The sequence below is a fragment of the Micromonospora sp. DT227 genome (assembly GCF_049841835.1).
In the GTDB taxonomy this organism is placed as follows: Bacteria; Actinomycetota; Actinomycetes; order Mycobacteriales; family Micromonosporaceae; genus Micromonospora.
This window is the reverse complement of the sequence record NZ_JBNCLA010000009.1, coordinates 47989-64749: the sequence shown is the minus strand read 5'-3', so window position 1 is coordinate 64749 and position 16761 is coordinate 47989. Positions and strand designations below refer to the sequence as shown.

General features: G+C 74.1%; 20 protein-coding genes. 7 read left to right on the top strand and 13 right to left on the bottom strand.

The features are described from left to right. Positions 1-2: 2 nt before the first annotated feature. Complete coding sequence (locus ACLQ2W_RS26435; protein ID WP_425789631.1) at positions 3-536, top strand: type II toxin-antitoxin system PemK/MazF family toxin; 534 nt, start codon at positions 3-5, stop codon at positions 534-536. A 13-nt stretch (positions 537-549) separates the two neighbouring features. Here the strand turns inward: ACLQ2W_RS26435 and ACLQ2W_RS26430 are convergent, their stop codons facing one another. The 7 genes from ACLQ2W_RS26430 to ACLQ2W_RS26400 all read right to left on the bottom strand — a co-directional run bounded on the left by ACLQ2W_RS26430 (position 550) and on the right by ACLQ2W_RS26400 (position 7411). Then, a complete protein-coding gene (locus tag ACLQ2W_RS26430) occupies positions 550-1563 on the bottom strand; it encodes an ADP-ribosylglycohydrolase family protein (RefSeq protein WP_425789629.1) in 1014 nt (337 codons plus the stop codon). Between the two features lie 26 nt (positions 1564-1589). Continuing rightward, positions 1590-1958, bottom strand: a complete 369-nt coding sequence (locus tag ACLQ2W_RS26425) for a VOC family protein (RefSeq protein WP_281935890.1) — start codon at positions 1956-1958, stop codon at positions 1590-1592. A gap of 36 nt (positions 1959-1994) precedes the next feature. Continuing rightward, positions 1995-2999 (bottom strand): methionine synthase, encoded by a 1005-nt coding sequence (locus ACLQ2W_RS26420; protein WP_425789627.1) that lies wholly within the window; start codon positions 2997-2999, stop codon positions 1995-1997. A gap of 478 nt (positions 3000-3477) precedes the next feature. After that, complete coding sequence (gene mnmA / locus ACLQ2W_RS26415) at positions 3478-4551, bottom strand: tRNA 2-thiouridine(34) synthase MnmA (protein WP_396775387.1); 1074 nt, start codon at positions 4549-4551, stop codon at positions 3478-3480. Positions 4552-4588: 37 nt separating this feature from the next. Next, a complete protein-coding gene (locus tag ACLQ2W_RS26410; RefSeq protein ID WP_425789625.1) occupies positions 4589-5764 on the bottom strand; it encodes a cysteine desulfurase family protein in 1176 nt (391 codons plus the stop codon). A gap of 148 nt (positions 5765-5912) precedes the next feature. Further along, positions 5913-6584 carry a class F sortase gene (locus ACLQ2W_RS26405; protein WP_425789623.1) on the bottom strand — a complete coding sequence of 224 codons (672 nt, stop codon included), beginning with the start codon at positions 6582-6584 and terminating at the stop codon, positions 5913-5915. Next, the gene (locus ACLQ2W_RS26400) at positions 6581-7411 is read right to left on the bottom strand and encodes a DUF4397 domain-containing protein (protein WP_107156195.1); all 831 of its coding nucleotides are present in this window, start codon (positions 7409-7411) and stop codon (positions 6581-6583) included. Before ACLQ2W_RS26400 ends, ACLQ2W_RS26405 begins: the two co-directional genes overlap by 4 nt. A gap of 240 nt (positions 7412-7651) precedes the next feature. Here ACLQ2W_RS26400 and ACLQ2W_RS26395 point away from each other — a divergent pair, with 240 nt between their 5' ends. Both ACLQ2W_RS26395 and ACLQ2W_RS26390 read left to right on the top strand, forming a co-directional pair. Beyond that, positions 7652-8257, top strand: coding sequence for an RNA polymerase sigma factor (locus ACLQ2W_RS26395; RefSeq protein ID WP_425789621.1), 606 nt, complete (start codon positions 7652-7654; stop codon positions 8255-8257). Then, entirely contained in the window at positions 8211-8999 is a 789-nt protein-coding gene (locus ACLQ2W_RS26390; protein ID WP_425789619.1) for an anti-sigma factor, read from the top strand. The genes ACLQ2W_RS26395 and ACLQ2W_RS26390 overlap by 47 nt, the downstream gene beginning before the upstream one ends. A gap of 191 nt (positions 9000-9190) precedes the next feature. Here ACLQ2W_RS26390 and ACLQ2W_RS26385 read toward each other — a convergent pair whose 3' ends face one another. The 4 genes from ACLQ2W_RS26385 to ACLQ2W_RS26370 form a co-directional block, all read right to left on the bottom strand. Beyond that, entirely contained in the window at positions 9191-10150 is a 960-nt protein-coding gene (locus ACLQ2W_RS26385; protein WP_405092762.1) for an electron transfer flavoprotein subunit alpha/FixB family protein, read from the bottom strand. Positions 10151-10161: 11 nt separating this feature from the next. Further along, entirely contained in the window at positions 10162-10941 is a 780-nt protein-coding gene (locus ACLQ2W_RS26380; RefSeq protein WP_107156198.1) for an electron transfer flavoprotein subunit beta/FixA family protein, read from the bottom strand. Between the two features lie 187 nt (positions 10942-11128). After that, positions 11129-11533 (bottom strand): hypothetical protein, encoded by a 405-nt coding sequence (locus ACLQ2W_RS26375; protein WP_405092759.1) that lies wholly within the window; start codon positions 11531-11533, stop codon positions 11129-11131. A gap of 2 nt (positions 11534-11535) precedes the next feature. Next, on the bottom strand, positions 11536-12333 hold the full coding sequence (locus ACLQ2W_RS26370; RefSeq protein WP_425789616.1) for a GNAT family N-acetyltransferase: 798 nt from the start codon (positions 12331-12333) through the stop codon (positions 11536-11538). Positions 12334-12374: 41 nt separating this feature from the next. Between ACLQ2W_RS26370 and ACLQ2W_RS26365 the strand changes: the two genes are divergently transcribed. From ACLQ2W_RS26365 to ACLQ2W_RS26355, 3 genes are read left to right on the top strand one after another with little or no spacing between them, the layout of a single operon-like run. Continuing rightward, positions 12375-12764, top strand: a complete 390-nt coding sequence (locus tag ACLQ2W_RS26365; protein WP_357301529.1) for a YidH family protein — start codon at positions 12375-12377, stop codon at positions 12762-12764. After that, positions 12761-13114, top strand: a complete 354-nt coding sequence (locus tag ACLQ2W_RS26360) for a DUF202 domain-containing protein (protein WP_425789614.1) — start codon at positions 12761-12763, stop codon at positions 13112-13114. Before ACLQ2W_RS26365 ends, ACLQ2W_RS26360 begins: the two co-directional genes overlap by 4 nt. 26 nt (positions 13115-13140) lie before the next feature. Beyond that, positions 13141-13539, top strand: a complete 399-nt coding sequence (locus ACLQ2W_RS26355; protein WP_405092755.1) for a PLD nuclease N-terminal domain-containing protein — start codon at positions 13141-13143, stop codon at positions 13537-13539. Between the two features lie 50 nt (positions 13540-13589). On the opposite strand, the gene ACLQ2W_RS26350 is transcribed toward ACLQ2W_RS26355, so the two are convergent. Continuing rightward, positions 13590-15212: an acetolactate synthase gene (locus ACLQ2W_RS26350; RefSeq protein ID WP_425789612.1), complete on the bottom strand. Its 1623-nt coding sequence runs from the start codon at positions 15210-15212 to the stop codon at positions 13590-13592. A gap of 72 nt (positions 15213-15284) precedes the next feature. Continuing rightward, positions 15285-16058, bottom strand: a complete 774-nt coding sequence (locus ACLQ2W_RS26345) for an enoyl-CoA hydratase/isomerase family protein (RefSeq protein WP_425789610.1) — start codon at positions 16056-16058, stop codon at positions 15285-15287. A gap of 97 nt (positions 16059-16155) precedes the next feature. On the opposite strand from ACLQ2W_RS26345, the gene ACLQ2W_RS26340 reads away from it, so the two are divergent. Beyond that, positions 16156-16698: a DUF6232 family protein gene (locus ACLQ2W_RS26340; RefSeq protein ID WP_425789608.1), complete on the top strand. Its 543-nt coding sequence runs from the start codon at positions 16156-16158 to the stop codon at positions 16696-16698. The last annotated feature ends 63 nt before the right edge of the window (positions 16699-16761 follow it).

Genomic DNA, 16761 nt, shown 5'->3' with positions numbered 1-16761 from the left:
GGATGCGCGACGCGCTGATCTGGGCACTGGTGATCGTGGCCTGTGTGGCGGCGGGCTGGCTGTGGAGCGAGTGGCGCCGCCGCGCCGCCGACGGGCGGAGCAGCCGGCCCGGTGGCGGACGGGACAACCGGCCCGGACGCGGTCGGGGCAGCCGGCCCGGTGGTGGGCGGGTGGCCGCCCCGCCGAAGCCGCGTGGCGGTGACCGTCCGGCCGGGGACCGGCCACGGCCCGGGGAGATCTGGTGGGCCGACGTGCCGTACGCCGACGGCACCGGTTCGAAGGTGCGCCCCTGCCTGGTGCTGCGGGTGGACGGCCGGGCGGCCGGGGTGCTGAAGATCACCAGCCAGGACAAGTCGGACCGGGACGACCACGTGCGGATCCCGACCCGCACCTGGGACCCGGGCGCGGACCACGACAGCTTCCTCGACGTCAGCGAACCGATCCGGGTGCCGCTCGACGCGTTCGCGGACCGCGCCGGTGACTGCGACCCCGAGGTGTGGCGCGGCGTCCGCCGCCTGCCCCACCTCACCGCGTAGCGCGGGACGCCGGTCAGTCCAGCGGGTCGGCCAGGGCGGTGAGCTGGTCCGCGTACTCGATGCGGGCGGACCAGCCGGCCGGCCAGGCGGCCATCCCGTACGCGGCCCCGAGGAACGCCCCGGCCAGCGCGGCGATGGAGTCCGAGTCGCCGGCGGTGGTGGCGCCCCGGGCCAGCGCGGCGACCGGTTCGTCCGGGTGCCGCAGCGCACAGAGCAGCGCGGTCGCGAGCGCCTCCTCCGCGATCCACCCCTCGCCGGTGAGCCGGCACGGGTCACCGCCGTCGTCGGGGCGGGCCAGTGCCGCCTCCAGCCGGCCGAGCACCCGCAGGCAGTCGTCCCAGCCGCGGGCGATGAACTCCACCGGGTCGGTGACGCCCGGACGCTGCCACAGGTCGCCGAGCCACTCGCCCCGGTAGACCGTGCGCTGCTCGCGGGCCCGCTCGGTGAGCAGGCCGGGCAGCGCCGGCAGCGCCGCGCCGTCGCGCAGCAGCCGGACCGCGTACGCGGTCAGCTCGCTGGCCGCCAGCCCGGTCGGGTGCCCGTGGGTGAGGCCGGCCTGGAGCTGGGCCAGCCCGGCCAGCGTGTCGAGGTCGACGTCGAGCAACCCGACCGGAGTGACCCGCATGTTCGCGCCACAGCCCTTCGAACCGGCGACCGTGGCCTGTTGCCAGCGGGTGCCCCGGCTCAGCTCGGCGCAGGCCCGCAGGCAGGTCATGCCCGGTGCGCGGTTGTTCTCCGGGCTGGCCGCCCAGTCGAGGAAGCGCTGCCGCAGCAGCGGCTCCACCGCCTCCGCCGTGTACGCGGGCGCGTCGTGCAACGCCCACGCCACGGCCAGCGCCATCTGGGTGTCGTCGGTGACCAGTGCCGGGTCACCTTCCAGCTCGCGGGGACCGGCCGGGCCGTAGCGCCGGACGATCTCGGTGACGGTGAGGAACTCGGTCGGCTTGCCGAGGGCGTCGCCGTAGGCCAGGCCGAAGAGCGAGCCGGCGGCGCGTCGGTCGGTGGAGGCGGTCACGGTGGTGATCATGCACCGGCCGCGCAAGCCCCGTGCGGTCAGTCCCAGCAGAGGCAGAACGGGTGGCCGGCCGGGTCGGCGTAGACCCGGAAGCCCTCCCCCTCGCCGGGCAGCCGCCGCGCGCCGAGGGCCAGCGCCGCCTTCTCGGCCGCCTCGATGTCGTCCACCGTCACGTCCAGGTGGAACTGCTGCGGCCGCTCCGGGTCGGGCCAGTCGGGTGCCCGCAGGTCGAGCGCCTTCTGGAAGGCGAGCCGCGGCTGGTGCCCGGGCGCGCCGCCGAGGACCACCCAGTCGTCGCCGTCGGAATTGTCCTCGATCAGCGGGAGACCGAGCAGCTCCGCGTAGAAGCCGGCCAGCGCACGCGGGTCGGGACAGTCGATCACGGTGGAACGCAGTCGTCCGATCATGCCGGCCATCCTGCCCCCGGCGTACGACAGGAAACGTCACTCCTCGGCGAGCCGCCGGCCGGCGTCGCGACAGGCGGCCAGCACGGCCCGCGCGTACGCCGGGGTGGCGCCGGCCAGCCCGCACGCGGGCGTGACCACCACCTGTTCGGCCAGCCGCCGACGGGGGAAGCCGAGCTGGTCCCAGAGCCGGCGGACCCGGTCGGCGACCTCGGCGGACGTGGGCGCCCGGCCGGACGACGGCGGCAGCGTCGGCGCGGCACCGGCCAGCAGCCCGAACCCGGCGTCGAGCGCCTCGCCGAGCGGGTCCAGGTCTTTGACCAGGGACAGGTCGAGGGCGACGCCGACCGCGCCGGCGGAACGGATCAGCTCCAGCGGCACGTCCGGCGCGCAGCAGTGCACCAGCGTCGGGACGCCGGCCGCGTCGAGCACGCCGCGCAGCAGCGCGCGGGCCACCTCGGCCTCCATCGGCCGGTGGGTGCCGAGGCCGCTCTCGGTGGGCACCCGCCCGGCCAGCACCGCCGGCAGGGATGGCTCGTCGAGCTGGAGCAGCACCGTGGCGCGGGGCAGCCGTCGGCTCACCGCCGCCAGGTGGCCGCGCAGCCCTTCGCCCAGCGAGCCGGCGAGGTCCCGCACCGCGCCCGGGTCGCGCAGGACCCGGCCGCCGAGCGGCAGCTCCAGCGTGGCGGCCAGGGTGAACGGGCCGGCGGCCTGGACCTTGACCGGGCCGGCGTACTCCTCGGCCTGCTCGGCGAGCTGGTCGAGGTCGCGTTCCATCAGGTCACGGGCGCGGCGCAGGTCCCGGCCGGGGCGCAGTGCGATCCGCCAGCGGGCCGCGTACAGCTCGACCGGAAGCTCGACGAGCAGCCCGGCGGTGCGGCCCACGAGATCCGCGCCCGGGCCCCGGGCGGGCAGCTCCGGCAGATGCGGCAACGCGGGCAGCTCGCCGAGCACGATCCGCTGCGCCTCGGCGATGTCGGTGCCGGGCAGCGAACCGATTCCGGTCGCCGCTCCGGCCGGCCAGGGCCACTGCTGATCAGTCACCGCCGAAGCCTATCGACTGGGCCGCCCCCGGCGGACAGCGCGGGCCGGGACCGGGCCACGGCAGCGGCCGGACGGCCGAAGGTGCACAGCCGGGGTGCACAGCCGGGGTGCACAGCCGGGGTGCACAGTCGGGGCGCACAGTCGCGGCGAGTCGGGGCGCCGGACGGGCGCGGATAGCCACCGGAGCGTCCGGCGGTCACTGACGAAGTGCCTACAAACTTGATGGCACGGATGGGTCAGCGCGCCGGACAGCGGCCGAACCGCGTCATCGAAGAGCCGGGCCGAGCGCGGGTCGAGGGCGACTCATCGACGCCATCAAGTTTGCAGGGGTGGCGGCAGGCTCCGCGCCGGCTTCGTCGGTGCCGGGTGATCCGCCTGGTCAACGGGTGATCCGCCTGGTCAACGGCATCGCGTCGCCGGAGGTGCCGGACCCGTCACGAGGACAGCCCGCCGGGGCGGGCAGCCGGGCGGCGATCTGTCAGGCGGCGATGGTGGCGGAGCCGAGGACCACGTCGCCGGCCGGGTCCGGCCGGTAGGCCACGATCGCCTGGCCGGCGGCGACCCCGCGCAGCGGTCGGCGCAGCGCGGCGTGCAGGCCGTCGGCGTCGACCGAGACGGCGGCCGGGACCACGTCTCCGTGCGCCCGGAGCTGCACCTCGCACTCGACCGGCCCGTCCGGGCGCGGGCCGCCGGTCCAGACCGGGCGGACCGCGCGCACCGCGGAGACCTCCAGCGCCTCGGCCGGGCCGACCGTCACCGTGTTGGTCTTCGGGGTGATGGAGAGCACGTAGCGGGGCCGGCCGTCCGGCGCGGGGCGGTCCAGGTGCAGCCCGCGTCGCTGCCCGACGGTGTACTGGTAGGCGCCGCTGTGGTTGCCGACGACCGCGCCGGTGAGCGCGTCCACCACCTGGCCCGGGGCCTCGCCGAGCCGCTCGGCCAGGAAGCCGCGGGTGTCGCCGTCGGCGATGAAGCAGATGTCGTGCGAGTCCGGCTTGTCGGCCACGGCGAGGCCGCGCCGGGCGGCCTCCGCGCGCACCTCGGCCTTGGTCGAGTCACCGAGCGGGAAGACCGACCGGTCGAGCTGCGCGCGGGTCAGCACCGCGAGGACGTACGACTGGTCCTTGGCCGCGTCGACGCTGCGCCGCAGCAGGCCGTCCGGGCCGAGCCGGGCGTGGTGGCCGGTCACCACGGCGTCGAAGCCCAGGGCCACGGCCCGGTCCAGCACCGCGGCGAACTTGATCTTCTCGTTGCAGCGCAGGCACGGGTTCGGGGTACGGCCGGCCGCGTACTCGGCGACGAAGTCGTCGACCACGTCGTCGTGGAACCGGTCCGCCATGTCCCACACGTAGAACGGAATACCCAGCACGTCGGCGGCCCGCCGGGCGTCCCGGGAGTCCTCCAGCGTGCAGCAGCCCCGGGCGCCGGTGCGGTAGGTCTGCGGGTTACGGGCCAGCGCCAGGTGCACGCCGGTCACGTCGTGCCCCGCCTCCACCGCACGCGCCGCCGCCACGGCGGAGTCCACCCCGCCCGACATCGCCGCCAGAACCCTCACCGGCCCACTCCCCTCGTCCGTACCGAGGGTATCCGGGTCAGCGGGGGGTACGGAGGGCGGCCGCGCGGCGGGCCCGCTCGACGGCGGCCGGCAACGCGGCGATGAGCGTGTCCACGTCCGCGCCGCTGCTGGTGTGACCGAGCGTGAAACGCAACGAGGAGCGGGCCCGGTCGTCGTCGGCGCCCATGGCCAGCAACACGTGCGAGGGCTGGGCCACGCCGGCCGAGCAGGCCGACCCGGTCGAGCAGGCGATGCCCTGGGCGTCGAGGAGCAGCAGCAGCGCGTCCCCCTCGCAGCCGGGGAAGGAGAAGTGCGCGTTGCCGGGGAGGCGGTCCGCCGGGTCACCGTTGAAGACCACCTCGGGCACCGCCCGACGGACCCGCTCGACCAGCTCGTCGCGGAGCGCGGCGACCCGGGCCGCGTACTCCTGCTGGCCCTTCACCGCAGCCTCGACGGCGACCGCGAACGCGACGATGCCGGCCGTGTCCAGCGTCCCGGAGCGGACGTCGCGCTCCTGGCCACCACCGTGCAACAGCGGGACGGCCGCGACGTCGCGGGCCAGCAGCAGCGCGCCGACGCCGGTCGGGCCGCCGAGCTTGTGCCCGGTCACGGTGAGCGCGGACACCCCGGTCGTGGCGAAGTCGACGGGCACCTGACCGACCGCCTGGATCGCGTCGGTGTGGAACGGCACCCCGTGCTCGGCGGCGACCGCGGCCAGCCCGGCCACCGGCTGGACGGTGCCGACCTCGTTGTTGGCCCACATCGCGGTGACCATCGCCACCCGGTCGCCGTGCTCGGCCAGCTCGGCGCGGAGCCGCTCCGGGTCGAGCCGGCCGGTCGCGTCGACCGGCAGCCAGCCGGCCTCCGCGCCCTCGTGCCCGACGAGCCAGTCCACCGCGTCCAGCACGGCGTGGTGCTCGACCGCGCTGGAGACCACCCGGACCCGCTCGGGCCGGGCGTCGCGGCGGGCCCAGAAGATGCCCTTCACGGCGAGGTTGTCACTCTCCGTGCCTCCGCCGGTGAAGATCACCTCGGAGGGGCGCGCACCGAGCGCGGCGGCCACCCGCTCGCGGGACTCCTCCACCCGCCGCCGGGCACGGCGGCCGGCCGCGTGCAGCGACGACGCGTTGCCCACCTCGCGGGCGGTGGCGACGTACGCCTCGAGTGCCTCGTCGAGCATCGGGGTCGTCGCCGCGTGATCCAGGTATGCCATCACCGTTCAGCCTAACGGCCGGTGGGCGGGCCACCGCTGGCCGGACCGCCCGTCCCGTGCGGAGGCGGGACGGGCGGTCCGGACGCTCATGCGGGGCCGCTCTTCGTTCGCGACTGCGGGGCTCGCAAGAACGGCTCACTCCTCGCGCTCACGCGGGAACCGCGGTGACGACGATGTTGTCGCGGTAGTGCCGGGTCTTCGGGTCGAACGGGCCGCCGCAGGTGATCAACGTGAGTCGCGGGCTGCCGTCGCGGGCGAAGTACCGCGCCAGCGGGATCTTCGTCTTGGTGTACTCCTCCCGGGCCACCACCCGGTAGCGACGGTCCTTCCCGTCCGCGCCGGTGGCGGTGAAGGTGTCCCCCCGGTCCAGCTCCCGGAGCCGGAAGAACGCCCCCTTGCCCTGCTCGGCGCTGTCCACGTGCCCGGCGATGACCACCGAGCCGGCGTCGGCCTCCAGCCCCGGGCCGTAGCGGTACCAGCCGACCTGGTCCACGCTGGGCGGCACCTCGAACTCGTTGGTGCGCTCGTTGATGCCGACCGGGTTGACCGAGGCGGTGACCTTGATCGGCGGGATGCTCAGCCGTACCGGTGGCACGGCCTTGCCGTCCGCCGGCAGCGTGCCGGCGTTCACCGGCACCGACGCGTCCCCGGTCGGTGTCGCCGCCGGCGTCGCGCTGGGGGTGGCGCTGGCCAGCGCCGCTGCCTCGTCGGCGCCGACGTCCTCGGCGGGCTGCGACCCGCACGCCACAAGCGTCGCCACGGTGAGCGCGGCGACGCCGGCGGCCATCGCCGCCAGCGCCCCGCGGTTGCGCACCGTCACCGGCGACCGGCCCGGGCGGTGGCCACCCGCGCGCCGCCGCCGACCAGGAGCAGCACGCCGGCGCCGGCCAGCACGTACCACCAGGTGTCCACGCCGGTGCCGGCCTGGCCGCCGGTGCCGCTGGGCACGCCGCCCGGCGCGGAGTGCAGGCCGCTGATGGTCTGCGCGACCAGGTCGAGGTTCTTGGCCTCGGCGGAGCCGATCGCGTAGACGATGGTGGCGGTGCCCTCCTTCAGGTTCAGGTCGGCCGGGCCGATGGCGACGGTGTCGGTGCCGGCGAGCACCACGTCCGCCTTGACGGTGCCGGCGGCCACGTCGGCCTTGGCCTCCTTCGGGTTGGTCAGCCCCTCGAAGACCGGCTTGCCGCCGGCCCGCACGTCCACCGCCGGCGCGGCGGCGGTGTGCCGGACGATCAGCCGGGCCTTGCCGGCGCCCACCTTGGACACGTCGTTGACGAACGGGGTGATCTGCGGCTTGCCGTCGGCGCTCAGGTGGGCGGCGAGGCTGATGTTCGCCCCGCCCGGCACCTCGGCGTCGTCGACCTTCAGGATGGCCTTGTCGACCGCCTCACCGGGCTTGGTCAGGGCGATGTCGTACTCGCCCTCGGGCAGGGTGAGCGGGCCGGCCACGTCGCCGGGCTTGAAGTTGTCGAGCGTCTTCTTGCCGTTGACGTAGACGTCGACCGGGGTGTCCGGGATGCCGTGGACCACGGAGACCTTCGACGAGGCGGCGTAGGCCGGGCTCATGGTGGCGGCGCCGACGCCGGCGAAGGTGAGGGCGGCCACCGCGCCGCCCGCGGCGACCCGACGGAACATGGCGTGCTGCATTTGAGTGCCTCCTGGTGGTTGGTGCTGATTCGTCAGGCCTGGCTTGCAGAACGGGTTACGCCGGCCCCGCCGTTCCCGGATGCGCGCCGGATCCGTTTTCTTTTTCCGGCCGCGGACGCATCCGTCGGGCCCCTCGCCGACGAAGGAGGAGGTGATGAGCGTCGTGTCGGACACACCGGGAGTGGGGCGGGGGCGGTGGGAGTTACAGTTCGGCATGCCCCACGGATGGCGAGCCGCCCGGTGACGGCGGCGAGGCAGGGCCCCGAGCCGCCGGTCGAGGACGATCTCGCGACGCGGTTCCGCGACGGCGACGAGGCTGCCCTGCGCGAGGCGTACGACAGATTCGGCCGAGCGGTGCTGCACCTGGCCACCACGACGCTGGTCAACCGCAGTGACGCCGAGGACGTGACGCAGGCGACGTTCGTCGCCGCCTGGCTCGGCCGGGAGACGTTCGACCCGGCGAAGGGATCACTGATCGGCTGGCTGCTCGGCATCGGGCGACGCAAGGTGGTCGACCGGATCCGCGCCGCGGCCCGGGAGACCCGGGTGGTCGAGACGGTGAAGCAACTGCCCGAGCCGGTGGACACCGGCCCCGACCCGGACACGGTGGTCGACCGGCTGGTGGTCGCCGACGAGCTGGCCCGGCTCCCCGACGAGCAACGGCGGATGCTGGAGCTGGCGTTCTACGACGACCTGACACACCAGCAGATCTCGACCGTGACCGGAGTGCCGCTCGGCACGGTCAAGAGTCACATCCGGCGCGGCATGCAGAGCCTGAAACGCAGATGGGAGGTGGACGGTGCAGCACCTGGACCACGACCGGCTGGTCTTTCTGGCGCTCGGTGAGAGCGAGGCGGCCGACGGAGAATCCACCCACCTCGTCGCGTGCGGGCACTGCCGGGGCGAGTTGGAGACGCTCCGGCACGTCGCCGGGCTCGGCGCCGGCACCCAGGGCCTGACCGAGCTGCCCGATCCGCCGGAGCACGTCTGGCAGGGCATCGTCGCCGAGATCCGGGCCGCCGAGGAACTGCCCACGTTGAACGGCCGCCGGCCGCCGCGTACCGGCGATCCCGCCGACCTCGGCGATCCGGCCGCCGTCGGCGACCGGTCGACGACCGTCGTCCGCCCACGCCGTGGCCGCCGCTGGCCGAGGTGGGCGAGCACCGCGGTCACCGCCACCGCCGCCGCGGTGATCGGTGTCGCGGGCACCGTCGCGGTGCTCGGCACCGGCGGCGACGATCCGGCGCCGCAGCCGACGGTGCTGGCCAGTGCGCCGCTGGCCGCGTTCGGCGCGACGCCGAAGGACGCCTCGGGCGACGCCCGGGTGCTCGGGGACAACCAATTGCATCTGCACGTGGCGAATCTCCCGAGCGTTCCGGGGTACTACGAGGTCTGGCTGATCGATCCGAAGACGATGGAGATGTTCTCGGTGGGCACGTTGAGCAACGGGTCGGGGGACGCGTTGCTGCCGATCCCCCGCAACGTCGACCTGAGCACCTTCACCGTCGTCGACATCAGCGCCGAGCAGTACGACAACAACACCCGCCACTCCGGCGACAGCCTGTTGAGGGGCACCCTGACGGGCTGATCGGCGGGCCGGCTCAGCTCCCCGGCCCGCCGATCAGCTCCCTACGGCGCGACGCACGCTCCGCCCGAGCGAGCGAATGACGCGCAGATACACGGAAAGAGTGGCCATCCTTCGCGGAATGGCCACTCTTTCCGTGTATCTGCGCCTTGCGAGCCCGGGGGTGCCACGAGGCGCCCCCGGGGAACGCCGGGTCACTTGCGCTTGCGGATCTCCTCGGCGGCCTGCGGGACGATCTTGAACAGATCGCCGACCACGCCGTAGTCGGCCAGCTCGAAGATCGGCGCCTCGCCGTCCTTGTTCACCGCGACGATGGTCTTCGACGTCTGCATGCCGGCCCGGTGCTGGATCGCGCCGGAGATACCGAGCGCGACGTAGAGCTGCGGGGAGACCGTCTTGCCGGTCTGGCCGACCTGGAACTGGTGCGGGTAGAAGCCGGAGTCGACCGCCGCGCGGGACGCGCCGACCGCGCCGCCGAGCAGGTCGGCCAGCTCCTCCACCAGCTTGAAGTTGTCGGCGTTGCCGACGCCGCGACCGCCGGAGACGACGATCGACGCCTCGGTCAGCTCGGGGCGGGAGCCCTTCTGCTCGGCGACCCGCTCGACGACCTTGGCCAGCTTGTCCGCGTCGGTGACCGACACGGTGAGCTGCTCGACGGCCGGGGTGGCCGCGGCCGGGGTCGGGTTGAGCGAGTTCGGCCGGACGGTGACCAGCGGCAGGCCCTTGGTGACCTTGGACTTGACGATGGTGGAGCCGGCGAACGCGACCTGGGTGGCGGTGCCGTCGGCGGCCAGGGCGACCACGTCGGTCAGGATGCCGTTGTCCAGCTTGACCGCCAGGCGGGCGGCGATCTCCTTGCCCTCCTGCGACGAGGCGAGCAGCACGGCGACCGGCTGCACCCGCTTGACCAGCTCGGCGACCACGGTGGCCTTCGGGGCCACCAGGTAGCCGTCGATCTCCTCGCCCTCGGCGGCGTAGATCTTCTCCGCGCCGTACTCGCCCAGCTTGGCGCTCAGCGCCTCGGCGGCGCCGGCGCCGCCGAGCACGACCGCGCTCGGGGTGCCCAGCTCGCGGGCGAGGGTGAGCATCTCCAGGGTGACCTTCTTGACGCCGAATTCCTTCGTGGCTTCGACGACGACGAGAACCTCAGACATGTCCAGACCTCTCACACGAACTTCTCGGTGGCGAGGAACTCGACCAGCTTGACGCCGCCCTCGCCCTCGTCGGTGATCTTCTCGCCGCCGGAGCGCGGCGGGCGCTTGGTGTGCTCCAGCACGGCGCTGGTGGCGCCGTCGAGGCCCACCTCGGCCGGGGCCACGCCCAGGTCGCCCAGGGAGAGCGTCTGCACCGGCTTCTTCTTCGCGGCCATGATGCCCTTGAAGGACGGGTAGCGCGGCTCGTTGATGGTGTCCCAGACGGAGACCACGGCCGGCGTCGAGGCGGTGACCACCTCGTAGCCCTCCTCGGTCTGCCGCTCGGCGGTCAGCGTCGAGCCGTCGACGGTGAGCTTGCGCGCGCCGGTCAGGGCGGCCACGCCCAGCCGCTCGGCGATCATGTGCGGCATGACCTGCACCCGACCGTCGGTGGACTCGGCGCCGCAGATGACCAGGTCGGCGTTGAGCTGCCCGAGGGCGGCGGCGAGCACCTTCGAGGTGGCCACCGCGCAGGAGCCGTGCAGCGCGTCGTCGACGACGTGGACGGCCTTGTCCGGCCCCATGGAGAGCGCCTTGCGGATCGACTCGGTCGCCCGGTCCGGACCCATGGTCAGGATGGTGACCTCACCGCCGTGCGCTTCCTTGATCTTCAACGCCTCTTCGATGGCGTACTCGTCCATCTCGTTGATGACGTTGTTCGCCGAGCCGCGGTCGACGGTGTTGTCGTCAGGACGCAGGTTGCGGTCCGCGCCCGAATCGGGCACCTGCTTGACGAGTACGACGATGTTCATCGCGCTTCGACGACCCTCCTGTTTGGTGTAGCGATCACTCGCCCGGTCACGGGCGCAGCCTGCCGCGTGACTTAACGCTCGGTCAACCGCAGGCCGCTGTGCACTTGCCCACGGGGCAATGTTACCCGCAAGTAGCATCGACTCCCCGGGAGCCCGGAGTGACGCAACTCACCGTAACCTGTGGTGGTCACGCCACCTCGGTCAGCGCCACCCGGATCTTGTCGATGGCCGCCGCCTCGGCCGGCGCCACGCCCCGGTGCGCCGCCGCCACCTGGTCCGCCGCCGCCAGCACCACCGACCGGTACGCCTCGACGTCGCCCGGCGACTTGGCCCGCAGGATCTCCACCGCCCGGCCCAGCGCGGGCAGCACCACCGACTCGATCTCCAGCGCGGAGTCGCGGGGCAACTGCGGCAGCGGGCCGGTGGTGAGCGCCTCCTTGACCACGCCACCGACGTCGGCCAGCGCACCGGAGGCGGCGATGCTCTCGCGCACCATGGCCAGCACCCCGGGCACCGCGTTGGAGACCAGGAACACCGCCCCGAACGCGCCGGTCTTCAGGGTGAGCTGCTCGTCCTCCGTCAACCGGTCCATGATCACGGAGTGTAGACGTACGGCGTGGTGGTGGTGACCGCAACGAGCCCCAGCCGCTCCAGGATGGGCCGGCTGTCCGGCGAGCAGTCCACCTGCACCAACGTCCGGCCGCGCTGCTGCGCCAGCCGCGCCCGGTACGCCACCAGCGCCCGGTACACGCCCTTCCGACGCCACCGCGGCAGCGTCGAGCCGCCCCAGAGACTGGCGAACCCGGTACCGGCCTGGTAGCGGATCCAACCGGCGCTGATCACCGTCTCCCCCGCCTCCGCCACCACGATCGTGATCGACTGCGGGTCCGCCTCGATCTCCCGGGCCAGCCCGTGCACCAGGTGACCGCGGTCGTCGTGCCAGACCTCCTCCTCCATGGCGGCGATCCGCTCCAGGTCGGGGTGACCGGTGACCTCGCGCAGGCGTACCCCCTCGGGGAGGACCGGGACGGCGGCGGCCAGCGGCGCCACCGGGCCGACCACGACGGTCTCCTCGTCCTCCGGGACGAAGCCGGCGGCGCGCAACCGGTCGCCCAGGTCGGCCGGCTCGTCGTGGCCGGCGAGCTTCCACTCGACCGCCTCGCCACGGGCCCGGAAGAGCTCGACCTGCCGGGCGATCAACGCGTCCAGTTCGGCGCCGGCCAGGCCGTCGAGCGTCCGGTAGGTGAGGAAGCCGCGCTGGTCCAGCCCGAGCACGCGGAACAGCGGGCCGTCCCGCTCGATGGTCACCCCGGCGGGCACCGGGTCCGGCAGCTCCGGACGGACCTGCGTGTCGTAGGCGTCGCGCAGGGCGCGTGCGTCAAGATCGGTCATCGGTTCAGGCTAGGCCGGTGGCAAAGCGGATAATCGGTGCCGTGTGGGAGTCGATCAAGCGCTGGTTCGACCCGCGGGAGCTGCGTTCGGTCGGCAGCACGCCGGACTACCGCTTCTCGCTGGCCAACGAGCGGACGTTCCTGGCCTGGCTGCGGACCGGGCTGGCGCTGGTCGCGGGCGGGCTGGCCGCCGCGCAGTTCCTCCCGCCGCTCCCGCTGGCCCACCTGCGCGAGGTGCTCGCCGTCGGGCTGCTGCTGCTCGGCGCCACCGTGTCGATCCGGGCGGTGGACCACTGGGCCCGCACCGAACGCGCCATCCGGCTGGGCGAGGAGCTGCCGGCGTCCCGCTTCCCCGCCGTGCTGGCGCTGATCGTCGCGGTCGGCGCGCTGCTGCTGGTGGCCGCCGTGCTGCTCCGGGGTGCCCCGGCATGAGCGAACGCACCGAGCGAAGCGAGGGCCGTGAGGGCATGCCCAGCCAGCACCGCCCGGCCGACGCCGGTCTCCCGGTCGAACGCACCCGGCTGGCCTGGCGGCGGACGCTGCTCACGCTGACCGTCGTGCTGCTGCTCCAGCTCCGGCCGGCGTTCACCGGCCGCGTCCGGGACGCGGTGCCGGCCGGGGCGGCGGTCGCGGTCTGGCTGGCCGTGCTGGTGGTCGACTGGCGGCGCGCCACCGGCACCGGCCCGCGCCGGCTCGGCCGCCTGTCCATGCCGCTGACCGCGCTCGGCGCCGCCGCGCTGGCCCTGCTCGGCGTGGTGCACGTGCTGGGCCGGGTGCACTGACCCCGTCGGGTGGGCCATCATGGGGCATGGCCCGCCTCTACGTACTGCTCTTCCTGGTCCAGGTCGTGCTCGCCGTGTGCGCGCTGATCAGCTGCCTCTCCGCCGAGGACGGGCAGGTCAAGGCGCTGCCCCGGATGATCTGGGTGCTGGTCATCCTGTTCTTCCCGGTGGTCGGCTCGATCGCCTGGTTCGTGGCCGGTCGCGAGCGCCCGACCGGCCCGGCCGGCGGCACCGGGTTCGGGGGACCCGCCGCGCCGGTCCGCGGGCCGCTCGCCCCGGACGACGACCCCGACTTCCTCGCCTCGCTCGACAAGCGCTCCCGCGACGAGGACCAGGAACGCCTCCGCCGCTGGGAGGAGGACCTGCGCCGCCGCGAGGCGGAGCTGCGGGACCGCCCCGACGACCGGGACCGCCCGGAGGTCTGACACGCCACGCGCCGCCGCCGGTCACCCGGCGGCGGCGGTCACGGTCGTGGTCAGGCCAGGTTCGACGAGCGGGGGTACGCGTCCGCCGGGTCGGTCAGCACGTTGACCAGGTACGGCACGCCGGCGTCGAACGCGCGACCCAGCGCCGGGCCGAGGTCGGCGGCCTTCTCCACCGTCTCGCCCGCGCCGCCGAGCGCCTCGACCACCTTGTCGTAGCGCAGGCCGGGCTGGAGGTCGGCGGCGACGTCGTAGCCGTACATGGCGCGCATCGGGTGCTTCTCCAGCCCCCAGATGCCGTTGTTGCCGACCACGATCACCACCGGCAGCTTCTGCCGGGCCAGCGACTCCACGTCCATCAGCGAGAAGCCGGCCGCGCCGTCGCCCATCAGCACGCAGATCTGCCGGTCCGGGTGGCTGACCCGGGCGCCCATCGCGTAGCCCAGGCCGGTGCCGAGGCAGCCGTACGGGCCGGGGTCGAGCCAGGTGCCGGGCTGCGCGGGTTCCAGGTACTTCCCGGCGTACGAGACGAAGTCGCCGCCGTCGCCGATGGTGATGGCGTCCGGGGCGAGCACCTTGCGCAGCTCGCCGTAGACCCGGGCCGGCCGGATCGGGTCGGTCTCGGCGCCCATCTCCTCGGCGTCACGGGCCTTCGCCGCGTCCTCGGCGGTCCGCAGCTCGGCGATCCAGTCGGCGTGGTCGGCCCGGTCGCCGCTGTGCTCGGCGAACCCGCCGAGGATCAGCCGCAGGTCACCGGCGGGCGCGGCGGCCGGCTGCACGTGCCCGGCGCGCTGGCTGGGCGCGTCCACCACGTGCACCACCGTGGCGTCGCCGAAGTCGCCGAAGGAGAGCCGGAAGTCCAGCGGCGTGCCGATGACCACGACCACGTCGGCGCCCTTCAGCGCGACCCGGCGGGCCTTGGCGAACGCCAGCGGGTGGGTCGGCGGCAGCGCGCCCCGGCCCATCCCGTTGGTGAACACCGGCACCTGCAACGCCTCGGCAGCGGCACGCAGCGCGTCGACCGCGTCGCCGGCGTACACGTCGGAGCCGGCGATGATCACCGGCCGGGACGCGCCGGCGATCAGGCCGGCCGCCTTCGCCACCTCGTCCGGGTCGGGCTCGATCGGTGCGGGCGGGGTGACCGCCGGCAGGTCGGCGTCGCCGACCGAGAAGACCGCCTCCAGCGGGAAGTCCAGGAAGACCGGGCCCCGGTGCGGGGTGAGCGCGGTGGTCAACGCCGCCGACACCGCGCGCGGGATGTCGTCGGCGCTGAACACCGTCTCGGCGTGCTTGGTCACCGGCGCGACAAGCGGGAGGTGGTCCATCTCCTGGAGGCTGCCGGAGCCCCAGCGGAACTGCGGCGCGCGCCCGCCCAGCACCAGCACCGGCGAGGCGTTGAAGAACGCGCTGGTCAGGCCGGAGACGCCGTTGGTGACGCCGGGGCCGGCGGTGAGCACGGCCAGGCCGGGACGGCGCTGGAGCTTGGCCACCGCCTCGGCGGCGAACACGGCGGACTGCTCGTGCCGCACGTCGTAGAGCGGGAAGCCGGACTTGTGCGCGGCGTCGTAGAGCGGGAAGACGTGCCCGCCGGAGAGCGTGAACATCTCCCGTACGCCGTGCGCCCGCAGCGCCGCCAGCGCCAGCTCGCCGCCGTGCCCCTCGAGGCGTTCCGTCATGCCACTCCCCTTCGTCGCGCGACCGGAGTCACACGCTACTGGCCGGTAGACCGGATGTGAACAACCTTCGCGTCAGCGGCCGGTGAAGCCCGGCTTGCGCTTCTCCACGAACGCGGCCATGCCCTCGCGCCGGTCGTCGGTGGCGAACAGCGCAGCGAAGAGCTGGCTCTCCCAGGCCAGACCGGAGGTGAGGTCCATGTCCAGACCGCCGTCGACCGCCACCTTCGCCGCCCGCAGCGCCTGCACCGGCCCGGTCAGGAACGGCTTCACGTACGCCACCGCGGCGTCGTACACCTCGGCGGCCGGCACCACCCGGTCGGCCAGGCCGATGCGCAGCGCCTCGTCGGCGTCGACCATCCGGCCCGTCATGATCAGATCCTTGGCGCGGGCCGGGCCCACCAGGCGGGCCAGCCGCTGGGTGCCACCGGCGCCCGGAATGATGCCGAGCTTGATCTCCGGCTGGCCGAGCTTCGCGTCGGCGGCCACGATCCGCCAGTCGCAGGCCAGCGCCAGCTCGCACCCGCCGCCGAGCGCGTACCCGGTGATCGCGGCGACCACCGGCTTGGGGATGCGCGCGATCGCGCCCAGCGCGCTGGACAGGTCGGCCGCCCGCTCCGCCATGTCCACGTAGGACATGTCGGCCATCTCCTTGATGTCCGCGCCGGCCGCGAAGACCTTCTCCCCGCCGTACACGATGACGGCGCGGACCTCGGCGTCGGCGGTGGCCGCCGTGGCGGCGGCGCGCAACTCCTCCTGCACCTGCGTGTTGAGCGCGTTCATCGGTGGCCGCTCCAGCCGGATGGTCCCGATGCCGTCCTTCACTTCCAGCCTGACGAACTCGCCCACGCCGCCCTCACTTCCTCGTCGAAGTAGCGTGCCAACCTTACGACCCACGTCGTTGGGGTAGACAGTGCGGTAGCCGCCGGACACCGGGAGTGACGCCATGACCACCTACTACGACGACCGGTCGGTCCGGGTCACGTCCACCACGCTGCGGGTGGACGAGCAGAGCTACCCGCTGGCCGAGCTGACCATGGTGTGGCACCGCCGGGGCAGCCGCTCCTGGCGGGTGCTGGCCGGGCGCGGCGCGATCGGCGCGGCGCTCGCCGGGCCGCTGGTGGCCGCGCTGCTGGGCATCGCGCTGGCGGTCTGGCTGCACCGCTCGCTCACCGTCACCATCGCCATCGTCGGGGCCTCCGTGCTGGTCGGCCTCGCGGTCGGGCCGCTCGCCGACGTGCTCTTCGAACATCTGGACCGCTCGTACGTGCGGGGCAGCCGCGAGCTGGAGATGTGGGCCACCTGGCGGGGCCAGCCGGTGCGGCTGCTGCACACCGGCGACGCGCTGCGCTTCGGCCAGATCTACCGGGCGGTGCAGCGGGCCATGGAGCGCGTGCCCTCGGGTCCCGGTGCCGGTCCCGGTGCCGGCGCCGCTCAGAACGTGATCGGGTCGTCCGGCACCAGGCCCAGCCCGCGCAGCAGGCCGTAGGCCGACGCGGGCCGCCGGTCGGAGGTGACCCGCACGCCGCCTTTCGAGCTGATGGCACGAACG